Consider the following 14686-nt stretch of genomic DNA (forward strand, 5'->3'; position numbering starts at 1 on the left):
TTTTAAAGAAGTTTTCCTACCACTTCGAAACGTTGAAATACACTCGAGCTGTGCGGGGCATCAGTCAGTTCTTCGGTCAGATCCTGTCCGGCCCAATGTTCGTAATGCATTCCATTTTTCCATAGCCTGCTCATAGATACATCATATATTAGTCCTCTGTAGGCGACCCATATAGCAGGTTTGTCTTGGCCATTACGTAAAGCCAGTTGTGCTTTGGTGTAGCAGGGTAGATCAGTGCCATTCGTTATCATGGCACAAAACTACAGATATCAATTGAATTTGTAAGCAGATAGCGATTTTTTCATCATCTTACGGGCCACATGTATCCGGGTCTTTACGGTACCTATCGGTATATCTAGGTGTTCAGCTATTTCATGGTACTTGTAGCCCTCGAAATACATAGTAAATGGTGTATAATAGTCTTCCGTGAGCGTTGTTAGTGCGGTATTAATGTCCTCCATTATGAATTTGTTTTCGCCATTATTGAGTGCTGCCGAAATGAAGAGATTCGATGGAGAGAGATCTTCTTCTTTTGTGATGAATGTATTGGTTTTAGTAATTCTACGATAGTTATTTATAAATGTGTTTTTCATGATGGTGTAGAGCCACCCTTTGAGATTTGTTCCATCTCTGAAATTTTTAAAATAGGTGATAGCTTTTACCAGCGTGTCTTGTACTAAGTCATTTGCATCATCCTGATCTTTAGTGAAGTTTCGGGCATAAGACTTTAACGAAATCGAATGCTGAGTCACAAGGTTGTTAAATTCCATTCTGTTCATAGCGGTAGTTTTTATTCGTTATACAATAGTTTGTTTTTCAAACAATGGCTCCCCTCCCCAGGTACAGAAAATATACCAGTCTCTCTCAGTTTATTAATTGAACTGAAGTTCTGATAAATAGATAGCAAAGATTGTGCTAGTTTTTATTGAGAAATATTAAATTTTTGTTATTATAGGGTAAATTTTATTAAAAATGAGCTTTAGGATTGTTCTAAAGCATATTTCTCTAAATTTGTTTTAATAAGTTATTAAGAAGTGTGGAAAACTTTTTATAAAATATTTACCTCTCTTTCGAGTTTGATGCCAAACTTCTGAAATACAGTATCTATGATCTGTGTAGATACCTCAAAAATCTCAGACCCCGTAGCCTGTCCTTTGTTGGTCAGAACCAAAGCTTGATTTTTCCATATTGCGACTTGACCGATTTCTTTTCCTTTCCATCCCGCTTGCTCTATCAGCCATCCAGCTGCTACTTTAGACTCGTTATTTTCTAGTGGGTAGAAGACCAAGGTGGGGTACATGGCACACAGAGTTTCGATTTGGTCGTGTGGGATTATCGGATTCTTAAAAAAACTGCCCGCATTTCCTATGGTGGTAGGATCGGGGAGTTTTTCTACGCGGATATAAGATACGACCTCTGCGATATTTTTTATGGTTGGAGTAGTGATTCCTCTTTTCTCCAATTCCGTTTCTATAGCACCATAGCTGGTATTGATAGGAGTATTGAGACTTAATTTATATGTGACAGAAAGTATGATAAACCTCCCTTTGTATTTGCTTTTGAAGATGCTGTCCCGATAGGTAAAAGCACATTCTTTATTAGTGAAAGTTCTGAATTCACCCGTACGTGTATCGAACGCCCGGCAGCTGTAAAATATATGCATCAGCTCTGTGCCATAGGCGCCTATGTTTTGCACCGGAGAGGCTCCAACAGTGCCCGGTATGAGCGCTAAGTTTTCAAGGCCCGGAAAGTCATGGTTGATACAGTACCACACCAGGTCATTCCATACTTCCCCCCCCGCTGCGGTTACAAATATATTGGATCCTTCTATGAAATGCTGTATTCCTCTATTAGCAATTTTAATGATGGTACCTTCGAAGTCCTTAGTGAAGAGTACATTGCTGCCACCTCCCAATATGAAGAATTTTTGCTGAAAATATCCTTTACTATATAATTCCGTGAGTGTTTTTTCGTCCCGCACTTCGATAAATTTTTTTGCAGCACAGGAGACACCAAAGGTGTTGAAATTTTTTAAAGAGATATTGCTTAATACGTCCACGGAGTATCGATTTGACTTTTGCTTTTAAAAATTCAGATTAAAGTACTACCTTTAATCGTTTTGTTGCGTAAAGATAGCAATAAAGCAAACTATTTGAACAAACTTATTTTATTTCGAATATGCCGAAAAATGCGGATGAAAAGCGATTGAAAATTTTAGAGACGGCCAAGCGAAGATTTGCACACTATGGTATGGCCAAAACAACAATGGCCGAGATTGCTAAGGATCTCTCCTTTTCTAAAGCTCTTTTATATTATTATTTTCCTGATAAAAACAGTCTCTATGCCGCCGTTCTTGAACACGTGGTTGAAGAATTAGAGGAAGATATCGCCGAATCATTAAAATCTGTCATTTCAGTTTCCGAAGCGATTGTTATTGTATTGGAAAAGCGAATGGAATTCGTGAAGAAATATTATTACATCCTTGAATATACCGTCTTAATGCGTAAGGATCTATCGACCGAGTTAGATCAACTTTTGATTGATTCTTTCGAAAACCAGAAAGGGATAATCAAGAGTGTATTTCAAAGAGGGGTAGAGCGGGGCGAACTGATGGATGTTGACTTAGAGGAAATTTCTAAAATTTTCTTATTTTCATGTATGGGTATGCGATTGGTTGTAGTGAAAGATTTGAAAAGTAGCTTTATTCCTGATAAAGAGGAGTTTGATGCGATTCTTGCTATGCAAAAGAAAATGTCTGCTATTTTTATCCGGGGACTCAAAGTGTAGTTTTTCTACGTATATCAGCAACGATTATATCAGCATGTACTCTTGAATTTTCAATAAACCATAAATGGGTATTTAACCCACCGCATACAACGCCAGCGAGGTACATTCCCGTTATATTGCTTTCCATAGTGTCCGGCTTGTGAGTGGGGATCATGGGGAATTCTTTTGGTATCTCAACCCCTAACTTATGCAATAGTTCAAAATCGGGACGGTATCCTGTAAGCGCTAGTACAAAGTCGTTTGGAATGATTTCAGATCTCTCGGGGCCAATGATATGTACCTGTTGTTCCTCGATCTTAGTTAACTGACTATTATAGCGCACGTCGATTTCTCCTGCAGCAATGCGGTTTTCTATATCCGGCCTTACCCAATATTTTACTCTATGGCTAATCTCGCTTCCACGTATGACCAGTGTTACTTTAGCTCCTTTTCTATATGTTTCTAGTGCAGCATCGATAGATGAATTGCTGGCTCCTACCACTACCACGTTTTGGCCTGCATAATAATGAGGATCTTTGTAATAGTGACTTACTTTAGCGAGATTCTCTCCAGGTACACCCAAGCGCATTGGAATATCATAAAAACCGGTAGCTATTATGATGTTTTTAGCCTTGTAAGTTCCTTTGGATGAGTGTACCGTAAAAATTTTTCCTTCTTTTTTACAGGTTGTTACCTCTTCAAATAAACGGATATTCAGGTCAAATTTAATATATGCTCTTCTGTAGTATTCCAGTGCTTCTGCGCGTTTAGGTTTAGGGTTGATGGATACAAATGGAATACCACCTATTTCCAGTTTCTCGGCGGTGGAGAAGAAAGTCATGTTGACCGGATAGTGATATAGCGAGTTGACTAGGCATCCTTTTTCGAGGATTAGGTATTCCATATTCTCTCTCTTGGCCGCGATACCACAGGCCAGTCCTATTGGACCCGCACCTATGATCAGGACATCATACAATTTCTCCATTTGCAGGTAGTTTTATGCGTTCGAAATCTTCGCTCTTATTCGCGAGTTCGGTAGTTATTTTCTGAAGATCTGCAGATATCTTTAACAAGAACTGTAATTGCTCTGTTATAAGTCTGGCGTCTTCACTGTCAGTTTCCTGGGTTTCTAATCGTTCCATCCCTTTAAATGGTTGGAAAAAGCTATCCTCATCGGTACTGACACTGATGATTGTTTTTTCTAGATTTCCTAGTGCCTTATATAATTGTCTTAAATGGGCATTATTAAAGTGGTGGTTGTCGGCATCTTGAAGATGAGTCAATAACGTGGCTGTATATGAAGAAAAGACATGGTTCAGTATGACAAATCTGTTGACCTCCTTTGTTACGTTCTGTCTCCATTTGGGTTCAGTCAATAATCGTTGGAATGTCGATCCCATATTGGCGGATGCGATATATACCTCTTTACGTGCTAGCTTATACGAAGTGATATCGTCCATATCGTCCGATAGAATGCGTATAGCTTGTGCCAGATAGTGGTAGTTAGCAATCAGCAGACTGCGTATACTGGCACGTATCTGAAAACTTTCCCAGTTCGGGAAGATGATATAGCTGGAGAGGAAAGCCAAGGAACCTCCAAGGAAAGTATCCAGTATCCGTTCTTGGGCCATCTCGAGGGTGTTGACACCGGTAAAACTGAGCATGATCAGTACATAGGGAGTCATAAAGATGACAGCCATAATATAGTTTACACGGAATAAGCTATAGGCTATTAAGAAAAAGATGATCAAAATAATAAACCTTGCCGTAAGATCCGGTATCGTCACCAGTACGATCCCACCGATGATCCCACCGATAACGGTTCCTATCAGACGTTGTACATTTCGCTCTTTTGTAAGCCCAAATCCTGGCTTTAATATAACCAAGATTGTGAGTAATATCCAATACGTACCAAATTTGGGGTAATGTAGGAGGTTGAGGGTAAGGTAGGTCCCCGATAGCATAATCGACATCCGTAGTGCATGTCTAAAATTGCTCGAGTTTAAGCTAAGGTTATCTCTGAACTTTTCCCAATTTAATGCTTCGTTACGTAAGAATTTACGGCTATGTTGTATCTCTTCCTTTTCTACGTGGACGGCCTTAAATTGACCATAGTTATATATATCGCGGATATGCTTGGTGATGGAGCGTATATTGATCAATATTTTTTTTAGAGGTATGGCGCTCTGCTCGGACGATTTATCAAACTCATCTACCGATACCCTTAGTTTGTCGATTTCCGCTTCTAGATCATATATCGGCTTAGGGACACGGTTTGCATTGATTTTGTAAGCAATGTTATCCAGTTCATGTGTAGCTTTGAGTATGACCGCTTTGATATCGTCCAGTATACCGGACGGGCCATAGTTGATTCTCACCTTATCATAGTCATAGTGGGTCGTCATACTCTGCTCGAAGAGGTCTATGACGTCGTTGAATATAAGAGATAGAAAACGACCCTCTTTGGTCGTATCTTTTATTGAACGTTTGCTCCTAAATAGAATATCTCTCAAATTTTCCTGATGTGAGTTTACTGCTATCTGGCTTTCTATGAGTTTGATATAGTTTTCATCCACGTCTACTTTGGTGTCATAAAAATTTGCTTTCAGACGCAGGTATTCTGCGACCTGGAGTATGGTCTCTGAGAGTTCCTGTTGTGCCAATCGGTACGGCCTCACCTGCATAATCGAAAAACTGATGATCATGTACCAAGCTGCACCGATCAAAAAGTAGAGCAGATAGATAAATTCCTGCGCAGCCCCGTATCTTCCATCCACATTGATGAGCATGACCAAAAGACACATTGTGCCAATAGTTGCTGCCCGGGCATTGAACACGGCCAACATCGAAAACAAAAATGCCAGAGTAGCGATTACCGTGGTCATCAATATCAGCGAGCTGTTGCATAGTGCCGTAATAGCAATGGTTACAGCGCCTAGAATCGTGCAGTATACCATGCCAAATTTCCGGTGACGAGGTGCTCCGGGTGTATCCGATAGCCCAACGATCAGAGCACCCAAGGAGATCAAGGTGCCTGTTTTAAACTCGCCGAAGAATGCACATATTACCACAGGGATAATGGTTCCCATAGTGATTCGCAATCCTTCAGCGAAGTATTGGCTGTAAAAAAAACTGGTTATCTCTTCCGTTTTCTTCATATGGGTTGACTAAAGCTGGTCTAGATGTTTTCTGTCCGAACGTTTTTCTGCCCGGAATGTCGTAGCAGATACCCCCACTATTTCCTTGAACTGTTTGCTGAGATGTGCCACACTACTGTAGTTGAGACTATAGGCTATTTCTTTCAGGGATAGCTCATTATAGGATAATAATTCCTTTGCTTTTTCTATTTTTAGCTGTATGTAATATTTCTCTATAGTGATTCCTTCCTGTTGGGAGAAGATGGAGCTTATCGTATGATAGTTGGTACCCAGATTTTCACTGAGGTAAGCCGATAGTTTGATTGGATCCGCATTGGTTATACTTACGGATTCAATCAACAACATTTTTACCTGTTTAGCAAGGTTACCTTTGGGATCTTCAATTAATTCAAAGCCTATATCCTCGAGCGCATTGCGTATTTTTTTTTTCTGCTCGTCGCCTATAGGTGACGATAGCTGTATTATTCCTAGCTGCACGTCTGAAAATGGGATCTCCAGCTGTTGGAGGATACCCTCTACAGCAGAAATACAACGTTTACATACCATATTCTTAACAGCTAATTCCATATGCAGCTCTTCTATTTTTTTACTTGTTTTTCGAGGATAAACTTAACGATAATTGCCTTTATATGCAATACAGAAGGCTTGCATATAAAGGCAATTTATTAAAAAATATGTTCTTTCAGATTTTTCCGGCTGTCTTTTAATTTTTAACAGCCTCTACATAAACAATGATTTCTACCGTTGGCGCGACAGCGTCTATGCCTGTAGGCAACTTGTCGTTATATTTGATGTTATAGTCGAAACGATTTATCGATGTTGTAGCAGTAAAGCCAGCACGGGTTTTACCCCAAGGGTCTGTAATAATGCCACCGTTTTGTTTGACCTGGAAAGTTACTTTTTTAGTTACGTCCCGGATAGTAAGATCCCCCGTTAGTATAAAACCACCTTTTGCTTTATTCAGCGTGGCATTGCCCAGTGTCATGTTCGGGTATTTTTCAGCATTGAAAAAATCATCGCTTTTGAGGTGGTCATCACGCATCTGCACACGTGTATTGATACTGTTGACATCGATTGTAAAGTTTACTTTTGCTTTATCAAAATCTGTTGCGGTAGCAGTTTCTACGTTACCTTCCAATTTCGTAAAAGCACCGTCTACAATCGCTATTCCTAGGTGTTTGACCTCAAATCTAGCGTTGGTATGTGCAGGGTCTATAGTCCAGCCTACTTGTGCAAAGCTGATATTCGTAAAAAGGACGAATGCAATAAATACATTTAATACAGTTTTCATATTCTCTTGTTTTTGTTTGTACACTGCAAAGGTCGATGAAGTTTTTGGTACGAAACTTAATCTACATTAATAAACAAAAAAAAACAGGATAAGTTTTTATTCGAGTCCTTCCCACCAATGTGGATAGGACTTATACTGCTCTAAAGACACAATTTGACCTATTTTGGGAGTGATGACAGCTACCTGTTGTGCATTGGCCGCTTCGGTCACACGTTTTAGGGGTTCATCCCAGGCATGGTTGGCCAAGGGGAACTTGGCCGAATGTACCGGGATCAGGTAGTGGGCCTGTAGATCTTGCGTTGCAGTAATCACCTCCTCGGGCATCATATGTATATATTTCCACATCGCATTGTACTGTCCATTTTCTAGGATGGCAAAGTCAAATGGACCATGCGCATTACCGATCTCTTTAAAGTGCTTGCCATAACCACTATCACCTCCTATAAATATCCGTTTAGAGCCTTTGAGCACAAATGAAGACCACAACGTTGTGTTTCGCTTGAAGGTACGTCCTGAAAAATGCCTTGCGGTGGTCGAGTGGATCTGGAATCCATCAATTTCTGCATGCTCTCCCCAATAGAGTTCTGTGATCTGTCCTGCGGGATATCCCCATTTTTCTAGATGTGCACCTACACCTAGTCCCGTTACGATATGTTTGACCTTGTCCTTGAGCTTCATAAAGGTGTTATAGTCCAGGTGATCCCAGTGATCGTGTGTGATAAAAAGGATATCGATCTCTGGTAGGTCGTCTACCTGATAATTGTATTCACTCTCAAAGGCACGTACACTCACCCGGACTGGTGTAGCATATTTGCTGAATACCGGATCCACCAATATTTTTTTTCCATCCAGTTGGATATAATAAGAAGAGTGTCCAAACCATACATAGAGATTACTGTCTATAGGTAAGTTATGAAGGTTGTTTTTTTCTACAGGAATCAGGTCTTTGGGGATGTTCTTTACTTTTTTCGCAAAGAAGAATTCATGGAGCATTTTTGAGTAACTCGTTCCTTCGGCAAGTGCGGGCGTGTCCTCTAGGTTATCAAAAGCCCCATCTTTATAATTAGGTTTGCTTTCCATCAGCGCCAAGCGGGAACCGTTGGCTTTTTTTCCAAATCTATCATGTTGCATGTACAATAGTGTCGCCAGAACAAACAGTACAATGAGGGCTAGGATTACCTGCATACTTCGTTTTAAAAACTTTATCATCTCTTCTTAATATCTAAAGTTATGTGAAATATTCTAATCTAAAAGTCATAACTTTAACAAGCTACATATGATATATACTATACCCATGACGTTACCTGCCATTTGGAAACGGAGTATTCTCGGTTTTTCCTTTGTTTTCTTTTTCTTTTTGAGTGCTTCTTCTCAAGTCCTGCAACGAGGCTTTGACCCAGATGAATTTGCTGAAATTTTAGCTGTTAATTCACGTTTTTCGGAGAGTCCACAGATGGCCCAATATATTCCGCCACCGGCGCGCTCCAGGTTGCTTTATAAAAGCGGTGAGTTCGGTCTGGTCAATCATTGGCAGTTGTGGCTTATGGACGAGCGTGTTGCGGTTATTTGCACCCGCGGATCCACCAGAGAAGGCGAGAGCTGGCTGGCGAATCTATTTGCTGCACAGATTCCTGCCAAAGGAGTTCTGCATATCGAGAAGGATTTTGAATTTGACTATTCTTTGGCGGAGCACCCCCGCGCAGCGGTACATGCAGGTTACGTTTTCAGTTCGGCTTTCCTGCTTCGTGATGTGTTGCCCAAGATGGATTCTTGTTATCAGGCCGGTGTAAGGGATTTTATCCTGTCCGGGCATAGTCAGGGGGGAGGCATCACCTATATTATGAGTGCTTATCTATTGCAAATGCAAAAAGCAGGTAAGCTACCGGCAGATATGCGTATCAAGGTATATACCAGCGCAAGTCCCAAGCCCGGCAACCTTTATTTCGCTTACGACTATGAGCATAGCGTAGGAGAGGGCTGGTCACAACATGTGGTTAATACCGAAGATTGGGTGCCACAGTCTCCTTTTACGGTGCAGACTATTGCGGATCTGCCCGACGTCAACCCCGTGCCCGCTCTACGTGTTACGCTCAAAAAACAGAACTTTTTCAAACGTTTGTTTTTTAACTCACTTTATAAGAAGATGACAAACCCATCGCAAAAAGCGGTAGACCGTTATCAAAAATACTTGGGCAAGTTTACGGGCAAGCAGATCAAGAAATACTATCCCGATTTCGTAATCCCTGATTTTGTCAATAGCAACGAGTATGTACGTACCGGCAAGCAGGTGGTGTTATACCCAGATAGTGGTTATTTTGAAAAATTTGATTATAGCAAGGATAAGACTAAGATCATGCTACATCACTCGACGGTTGCGTACTATTACCTGCTCAAGCAAACCTATGAGAAGTAAAGAGTCAGTTTTTTAAATAACTTTTATTATTCGTAATACAGAGCACGTATTGTAAAGCGATTTGTCGTTCTTATCAGACTTCTTTAATTTTAATCCCATAATACGTTATAGCGAGCATGGCAAAACAAATAAAGGCATTAAAATGTCCACAATGTGGTAGTGTAAAGAAGCAGAATGTTAAAGAGGACCATTATATCTGTAACCATTGCGGTACCGAATATTTTTTGGACAACGACGATATCAACGTTAATATCAGACATCAGTACGGAGATAATGGCCTTGACCCCAAAGTCAAACGTATAATAATATTAGGTTTGGCAGGTTTTCTGTTGCTTCTTTTTTTTGCGAGCATTATCCGAAACTGTGGAAGTAGTAATAGTACATCGACGGCTGTTTATTCAGCCATATCAACCAAAGAAAAATCCTATGTCGAGCGAATCAAGGGATACTTGGCTTTTACGGCTTATAACAGCAGCAATCCAATGTTGCTCTTTGTCGTGGCCCGTGGTAAGGATAGCTTTGATAGAGAGAATGCCGAGTATTTTGCTCGTTTCTATGATCCGGTGAAGGAAAAAATTGTCAACGATATCCTATTGCTGAGGTGGAAAGAAGACTTTTATATACAGAGTCGAACTTTCGCTGATGGTGTTCTTTATATCTGTGCTGATAAAAGTAATAAGGTGCTCAAGGTCGACCCGGCAAAGAATGAAGTCGTAGATGTAACCGAGACGTTTTTTGCAGGGGTGCCCGAGTTTGCATCTGGGATTGCTACATTAAAATTTATGCAGGAGGTAGAAGGTGATGGATTCCGGATCATGACCAATGATGGTAAAGAATATTATTATTACCCTTTGGTCCGTAAAATCTATAAAGATCATTCCGAACGTCGTAATGCAGGTATAGGTATGTCATCTTTATTGCCAGGAGCAAAGCCTTTGATACGTTATGCCCTTTCGGAGAAGAGCAGGGACTATCCAGACGAAAAAATACAATTGGTCAAATATTGGTATCAGCACAACCCAGGTTATCCGATCATGCTGCCGTACTCTTATCAGGTTGTATGGGAAAAGGTATATGATTATCCCAAGAAATCGGGTGTTTATTATGGTTCATTTCCTTATACAAAGAAACTGTTTAAAGAATCACGGATTAATAAATTCGTAGATCTTACTCCTGACCGTTTGTATTTTGAAGCCAAGATCGAATATCAGGATAGTGCCAATGTGTATATCTCCGGACTGCCCAATGCGAATCCCGAGGGTAATAGGTACCTGCAGAAGATAGATACAGAGACGGGCAAGATTGTGTGGAACTATACGCCAGCGAGTGATAGCTATTCTTTCGATACAGATATGTACGGTTATGCCGGCGGTCTTGTATTTGCCTATTATGATAGAGCTTCTACGGCCCGTACCAATCATCTGATCATTATGGGCAACGATGGGACAATTGTAAAAGATATAAATAAGGACGAATTATTTAAAAAGTAAAAGATGGGATTATTCAATTTTTTCAAAAAACAAGTCGCTACAGTCATCGAATGGCAGCCTCAGGCTCCAGGATTGTTGGTGTGGAAATATCCTGCAGTGACAGATGAAATAAAAAACGCGAGTAAATTGATTATTGCTCCAGGGCAAGGATGTGTCCTGGTGTATGAAGGCAAGATTACCGATGTGATCGATAGCGAGGGCGTTTACAATATCCGTACAGACAATCATCCCTTTATTACGTCATTGCTCAAGGTTGCTCAGCTGTTTGAGAGCGAACATAAGATGGGCCTTTACTTCTACCGCAAGGCAGAGGTCGTTAATCAGGGCTGGGGTACATCCTCACCCATCAAATATATGGACGACTACTATAAGATTCCTATCCAGTTATCGGCCTTTGGTAATTTTTCATACCGTCTTGGCGATGCAGGGCGATTTTTTACGGAATATGTCGGTTCACAGGATCGTTATAGTACCGAATCATTTCGTGAGGCAATACAGGCTCGTATCCAACAGGTGCTGACCTCTTGTTTTGCAGAAGAAAAGATGCCTTATACCAAGATCGATGCCGAGATTGCGCGGTTGTCTACGATTATGAAAGATCGGCTTATACAGGATTTTGAAACCTTTGGCCTGGTGCTCCGCGACTTTAGGATCGAAGGCAACTCGTTTGATGAGGAGACACAGACCCGTATCGGTAAGATTGCAGATATCACGGCCGACAGGCATGCTGCCTCTGAAGGTGGACTCAGCTATGTGGAGCTTGAAAAATTGAGAGCCCTCCGTGATGCTGCGAAAAATGAAGGCGGCCTTGCTGGAGCAGGGGTCGGCCTCGGTGCAGGTATGAGTCTGGGTAAGGTGTTCAGCAATTCCATTGACGAAGTCACGCAACCTACCGTAGGTGTCGATCCGATGGAGCAGTTGCGAAAGCTCAAGCTTTTGTTGGATGAAAACATCATTACCCAAGAGGAGTTTGAACAGAAGAAGAAAGAATATTTAAATAAACTGTAGGTCATGAAGCATATCATTACATTTCTATTCATCGTGTCCTTACTTGTCGTTGGCTTTGTCTCGCTCAATTATATGTGGAACTGGGTTGTTGTGGATTATACACAGCTTTCAAAAGTGGCTATTTCCATTTTTGTTTTTATTTTCATTGCCACAGGTCTAGCGATGGTGTTCAGCGCCGCCTATGCGCGTCCGAAGAACCAGACCGACGTAGGTAAGAAAGATTAACAATGAGGCCTATCTATATAAAACAGGATAGGCCTCATTGTTGATTATCAGTGTAACGTCCTAGGATCTAGAGTGAAAGTAGCTGTTTTCGTATCGGCCGAGTTTGTGCCGATGTATACTTTAAATTCGCCAGGTTCTGTCGTATATTTCAAATCAGTATTATAAAACTTCAAATCGTCTTCGGTCAATGTGAAGGATACCGTTTGGTTTGCACCTTTTTTAAGAAATATTTTCTGAAAACCTTTGAGTTCCTTGACCGGTCTGGTGATACTAGCTACGACGTCTTGAATATAGAGTTGGACAACTTCCTCCCCATCATATTCTCCTGAATTGGTGATGGTGACCGACGCTTTTATTTCACCATCCGGAGATAGTCTTTGGCGATCCAACACTATTTCGCTATAGTCAAATTTAGTATAACTAAGGCCATAGCCAAAAGGATACAGAGGGGCGTTGTCTACATCGAGGTAGTTGGATTTGAATTTTTGAAACCAAGGAGCGTTGCTCAGTGGCCGTCCAGTATTTTTATGCGCATAATACAAAGGGATCTGTCCTACATTCTTTGGAAAAGTTGCCGTGATTTTTCCGGATGGATTGATATCGCCAAATAAAACATCAGCTACTGCTTTGCCTGTCTCCGTGCCACCAAACCATACGTTGAGAATCGCGGGTACATTTTCCTGTTCCCATGTTAATGTCAGGGGTCTCCCGGTAAATAATACAAGTACTACAGGTTTGTCTGTTTTCAGGAGTGCCTTCAGTAGATTTTGTTGTGTTTTTGGGATCTGAAGATCGGTACGGCTTGAGCTTTCTCCCGACATCTCTGACGATTCACCGAGTGCGGCGATGATGACATCAGCCTCTTTGGCGACAGTTAGTGCTTCCTCGATGATTTCTGCCTCGGGTCGTTCATCTCTAGGGATCGTGCGACCAAACATAGTTGCTCTTTCTTGATAAGCATGGTCGGTAAGAAGGTTTGAACCAAGGTGGGTGAGTATCTGGACCTGATCACCCATGACTTCCTTCATCCCGTCGACGAGCGATAGGGTTTGAGCATGGTCAGCGCTGACACTCCAGGTGCCTGGCATATTGGCACCAGTATTTGCCAAGGGGCCTATAACAGCGACAGTTCCCTTTTTCTGTAAAGGTAACACTTTATTTTCATTTTTAAGCAGGACAAATGTCTTTGTGGCTGCTTCACGGGATTTGGCCCGATTTGATTCTGTAAATAGTTGTTGTTTGGCTCGTTTTTCATCGCAATAACGAAATGGGTCTTCAAATAGCCCTAGTTTATATTTCAGCATTAAAACATTTCTACAGGCATCATTTATGCGTTGTTCCGTTACTTTTTTCTGGAGTAAAGAATGCTTGAGTGTATGAAGAAAGCCTTCGCCTACCATATCCATATCTAATCCAGCTTGTAGTGCCAATGCCGATACCGTCTGTAGGTCCCCCAGTCCATGGTCTATGAGTTCGTTGACCGATGTATAGTCCGATACAACCATTCCTTCAAATCCCCATTGTTTACGAAGCACTTCTGTTAATAGCCATCGATTGGCAGTCGCGGGTATCCCATTTATATCGTTGAATGAGGTCATTACGCTAGCAACACCTGCATCTACCGCTGCTTTGTAAGGAGGCAAGTATTCGTTATACATTCTATGTAGACTCATATCAGTGCTATTATAATCACGACCTGCCTCGGAGGCCCCGTAAAGTGCAAAATGTTTGACACAGGCAGCCATTGTATGATGTGAAGAAAGATCTCCCCCCTGTAGACCATTGATCATAGCTGTGGCGATTTTTGCTCCCAAATAAGTATCTTCACCGGAGCCTTCTGATATGCGACCCCATCTAGGATCTCGTGATATATCTACCATAGGCGAAAATGCCCATTGAATACCATCTGCTGTGGCTTCAGTGGCAGCGATACGTGCTGTTTCTTCAATCAGGGGCATATCCCAGCTTGCCGCGAGCGCCAAGGGGATAGGGAAGATAGTACGGTAACCGTGTATCACGTCTATTCCAAATATAAGAGGGATCTTTAGTCGGGAGTATTTTATCGCTAGCTCTTGCGTTTTACGTATTTTTGTAGGTGTACTCATGCTAAATATTCCACCTATTTGGCCTGATTTGATTTTCGTTTCTACATCTGTAGATACAACTGAACCAGTCATAGTTTCCCCTGCAGTTACGAGGTTCAGTTGACCTATCTTTTCGTCGATGGTCATCTTTTTCATCAGATCGTCTACAAATTTATCTGCTTTTTGTTCCTGTGCCTTTAAAACGACGGGCAGTAGCAGGCTGTTCAGCAGTACCATTACGATAGTTCTGT

The 14686-nt window shown here is 41.4% G+C and carries 14 protein-coding genes; 5 read left to right on the top strand and 9 right to left on the bottom strand.

Annotation, left to right across the window (positions count from 1 at the left end):
* Nucleotides 1-2: 2 nt before the first annotated feature.
* The 3 genes from JKG61_RS20560 to murB all read right to left on the bottom strand — a co-directional run bounded on the left by JKG61_RS20560 (nucleotide 3) and on the right by murB (nucleotide 2059).
* Entirely contained in the window at nucleotides 3-251 is a 249-nt protein-coding gene (locus JKG61_RS20560) for a cytochrome b5 domain-containing protein (RefSeq protein WP_202104890.1), read from the bottom strand.
* 18 nt (nucleotides 252-269) lie between these two features.
* Nucleotides 270-779 (bottom strand): RNA polymerase sigma factor, encoded by a 510-nt coding sequence (locus JKG61_RS20565; RefSeq protein ID WP_202104891.1) that lies wholly within the window; start codon nucleotides 777-779, stop codon nucleotides 270-272.
* 269 nt (nucleotides 780-1048) lie between these two features.
* The gene (murB, locus tag JKG61_RS20570; RefSeq protein WP_202104892.1) at nucleotides 1049-2059 is read right to left on the bottom strand and encodes a UDP-N-acetylmuramate dehydrogenase; all 1011 of its coding nucleotides are present in this window, start codon (nucleotides 2057-2059) and stop codon (nucleotides 1049-1051) included.
* A gap of 119 nt (nucleotides 2060-2178) precedes the next feature.
* Between murB and JKG61_RS20575 the strand changes: the two genes are divergently transcribed.
* Nucleotides 2179-2787, top strand: a complete 609-nt coding sequence (locus JKG61_RS20575; protein WP_202104893.1) for a TetR/AcrR family transcriptional regulator — start codon at nucleotides 2179-2181, stop codon at nucleotides 2785-2787.
* On the opposite strand, the gene JKG61_RS20580 is transcribed toward JKG61_RS20575, so the two are convergent.
* From JKG61_RS20580 to JKG61_RS20600, 5 genes are all read right to left on the bottom strand, one after another.
* Nucleotides 2777-3751, bottom strand: coding sequence for a YpdA family putative bacillithiol disulfide reductase (locus JKG61_RS20580; protein ID WP_202104894.1), 975 nt, complete (start codon nucleotides 3749-3751; stop codon nucleotides 2777-2779). The genes JKG61_RS20575 and JKG61_RS20580 overlap by 11 nt on opposite strands.
* Nucleotides 3735-5924, bottom strand: a complete 2190-nt coding sequence (locus JKG61_RS20585) for an FUSC family membrane protein (RefSeq protein WP_202104895.1) — start codon at nucleotides 5922-5924, stop codon at nucleotides 3735-3737. Before JKG61_RS20585 ends, JKG61_RS20580 begins: the two co-directional genes overlap by 17 nt.
* Before the next feature lie 9 nt (nucleotides 5925-5933).
* Nucleotides 5934-6491 (bottom strand): helix-turn-helix domain-containing protein, encoded by a 558-nt coding sequence (locus JKG61_RS20590; RefSeq protein WP_202104896.1) that lies wholly within the window; start codon nucleotides 6489-6491, stop codon nucleotides 5934-5936.
* Nucleotides 6492-6627: 136 nt separating this feature from the next.
* Entirely contained in the window at nucleotides 6628-7215 is a 588-nt protein-coding gene (locus tag JKG61_RS20595) for a YceI family protein (RefSeq protein WP_202104897.1), read from the bottom strand.
* Nucleotides 7216-7311: 96 nt separating this feature from the next.
* A complete protein-coding gene (locus JKG61_RS20600; protein WP_237249563.1) occupies nucleotides 7312-8424 on the bottom strand; it encodes an MBL fold metallo-hydrolase in 1113 nt (370 codons plus the stop codon).
* A gap of 67 nt (nucleotides 8425-8491) precedes the next feature.
* Here JKG61_RS20600 and JKG61_RS20605 point away from each other — a divergent pair, with 67 nt between their 5' ends.
* The 4 genes from JKG61_RS20605 to JKG61_RS20620 all read left to right on the top strand — a co-directional run bounded on the left by JKG61_RS20605 (nucleotide 8492) and on the right by JKG61_RS20620 (nucleotide 12351).
* Nucleotides 8492-9628, top strand: a complete 1137-nt coding sequence (locus JKG61_RS20605; protein WP_202104898.1) for a lipase family protein — start codon at nucleotides 8492-8494, stop codon at nucleotides 9626-9628.
* 116 nt (nucleotides 9629-9744) lie between these two features.
* Nucleotides 9745-11118, top strand: a complete 1374-nt coding sequence (locus JKG61_RS20610; protein WP_202104899.1) for a hypothetical protein — start codon at nucleotides 9745-9747, stop codon at nucleotides 11116-11118.
* 3 nt (nucleotides 11119-11121) lie between these two features.
* A complete protein-coding gene (locus JKG61_RS20615; RefSeq protein ID WP_202104900.1) occupies nucleotides 11122-12126 on the top strand; it encodes an SPFH domain-containing protein in 1005 nt (334 codons plus the stop codon).
* Nucleotides 12127-12129: 3 nt separating this feature from the next.
* A complete protein-coding gene (locus tag JKG61_RS20620) occupies nucleotides 12130-12351 on the top strand; it encodes a hypothetical protein (RefSeq protein ID WP_202104901.1) in 222 nt (73 codons plus the stop codon).
* Nucleotides 12352-12398: 47 nt separating this feature from the next.
* Here JKG61_RS20620 and bglX read toward each other — a convergent pair whose 3' ends face one another.
* A complete protein-coding gene (gene bglX, locus JKG61_RS20625) occupies nucleotides 12399-14672 on the bottom strand; it encodes a beta-glucosidase BglX (RefSeq protein WP_237249565.1) in 2274 nt (757 codons plus the stop codon).
* Nucleotides 14673-14686 lie beyond the last annotated feature (14 nt).

The sequence above is a fragment of the Sphingobacterium faecale genome, assembly GCF_016746095.1.
Classification (GTDB): domain Bacteria; phylum Bacteroidota; class Bacteroidia; order Sphingobacteriales; family Sphingobacteriaceae; genus Sphingobacterium; species Sphingobacterium faecale.

What these genes read in the sequence shown, in the direction of transcription:
- JKG61_RS20610 (WP_202104899.1), top strand. Translation starts at nt 9,745, where the DNA reads ATGGCAAAACAAATAAAGGCATTAAAATGTCCACAATGTGGTAGTGTA.
- JKG61_RS20560 (WP_202104890.1), bottom strand. Translation starts at nt 251, where the DNA reads ATGATAACGAATGGCACTGATCTACCCTGCTACACCAAAGCACAACTG.
- JKG61_RS20565 (WP_202104891.1), bottom strand. Translation starts at nt 779, where the DNA reads ATGAACAGAATGGAATTTAACAACCTTGTGACTCAGCATTCGATTTCG.
- JKG61_RS20585 (WP_202104895.1), bottom strand. Translation starts at nt 5,924, where the DNA reads ATGAAGAAAACGGAAGAGATAACCAGTTTTTTTTACAGCCAATACTTC.
- JKG61_RS20620 (WP_202104901.1), top strand. Translation starts at nt 12,130, where the DNA reads ATGAAGCATATCATTACATTTCTATTCATCGTGTCCTTACTTGTCGTT.
- bglX (WP_237249565.1), bottom strand. Translation starts at nt 14,672, where the DNA reads ATGGTACTGCTGAACAGCCTGCTACTGCCCGTCGTTTTAAAGGCACAG.
- JKG61_RS20615 (WP_202104900.1), top strand. Translation starts at nt 11,122, where the DNA reads ATGGGATTATTCAATTTTTTCAAAAAACAAGTCGCTACAGTCATCGAA.
- JKG61_RS20580 (WP_202104894.1), bottom strand. Translation starts at nt 3,751, where the DNA reads ATGGAGAAATTGTATGATGTCCTGATCATAGGTGCGGGTCCAATAGGA.
- JKG61_RS20600 (WP_237249563.1), bottom strand. Translation starts at nt 8,424, where the DNA reads ATGATAAAGTTTTTAAAACGAAGTATGCAGGTAATCCTAGCCCTCATT.
- JKG61_RS20590 (WP_202104896.1), bottom strand. Translation starts at nt 6,491, where the DNA reads ATGGAATTAGCTGTTAAGAATATGGTATGTAAACGTTGTATTTCTGCT.
- JKG61_RS20575 (WP_202104893.1), top strand. Translation starts at nt 2,179, where the DNA reads ATGCCGAAAAATGCGGATGAAAAGCGATTGAAAATTTTAGAGACGGCC.
- JKG61_RS20595 (WP_202104897.1), bottom strand. Translation starts at nt 7,215, where the DNA reads ATGAAAACTGTATTAAATGTATTTATTGCATTCGTCCTTTTTACGAAT.
- JKG61_RS20605 (WP_202104898.1), top strand. Translation starts at nt 8,492, where the DNA reads ATGATATATACTATACCCATGACGTTACCTGCCATTTGGAAACGGAGT.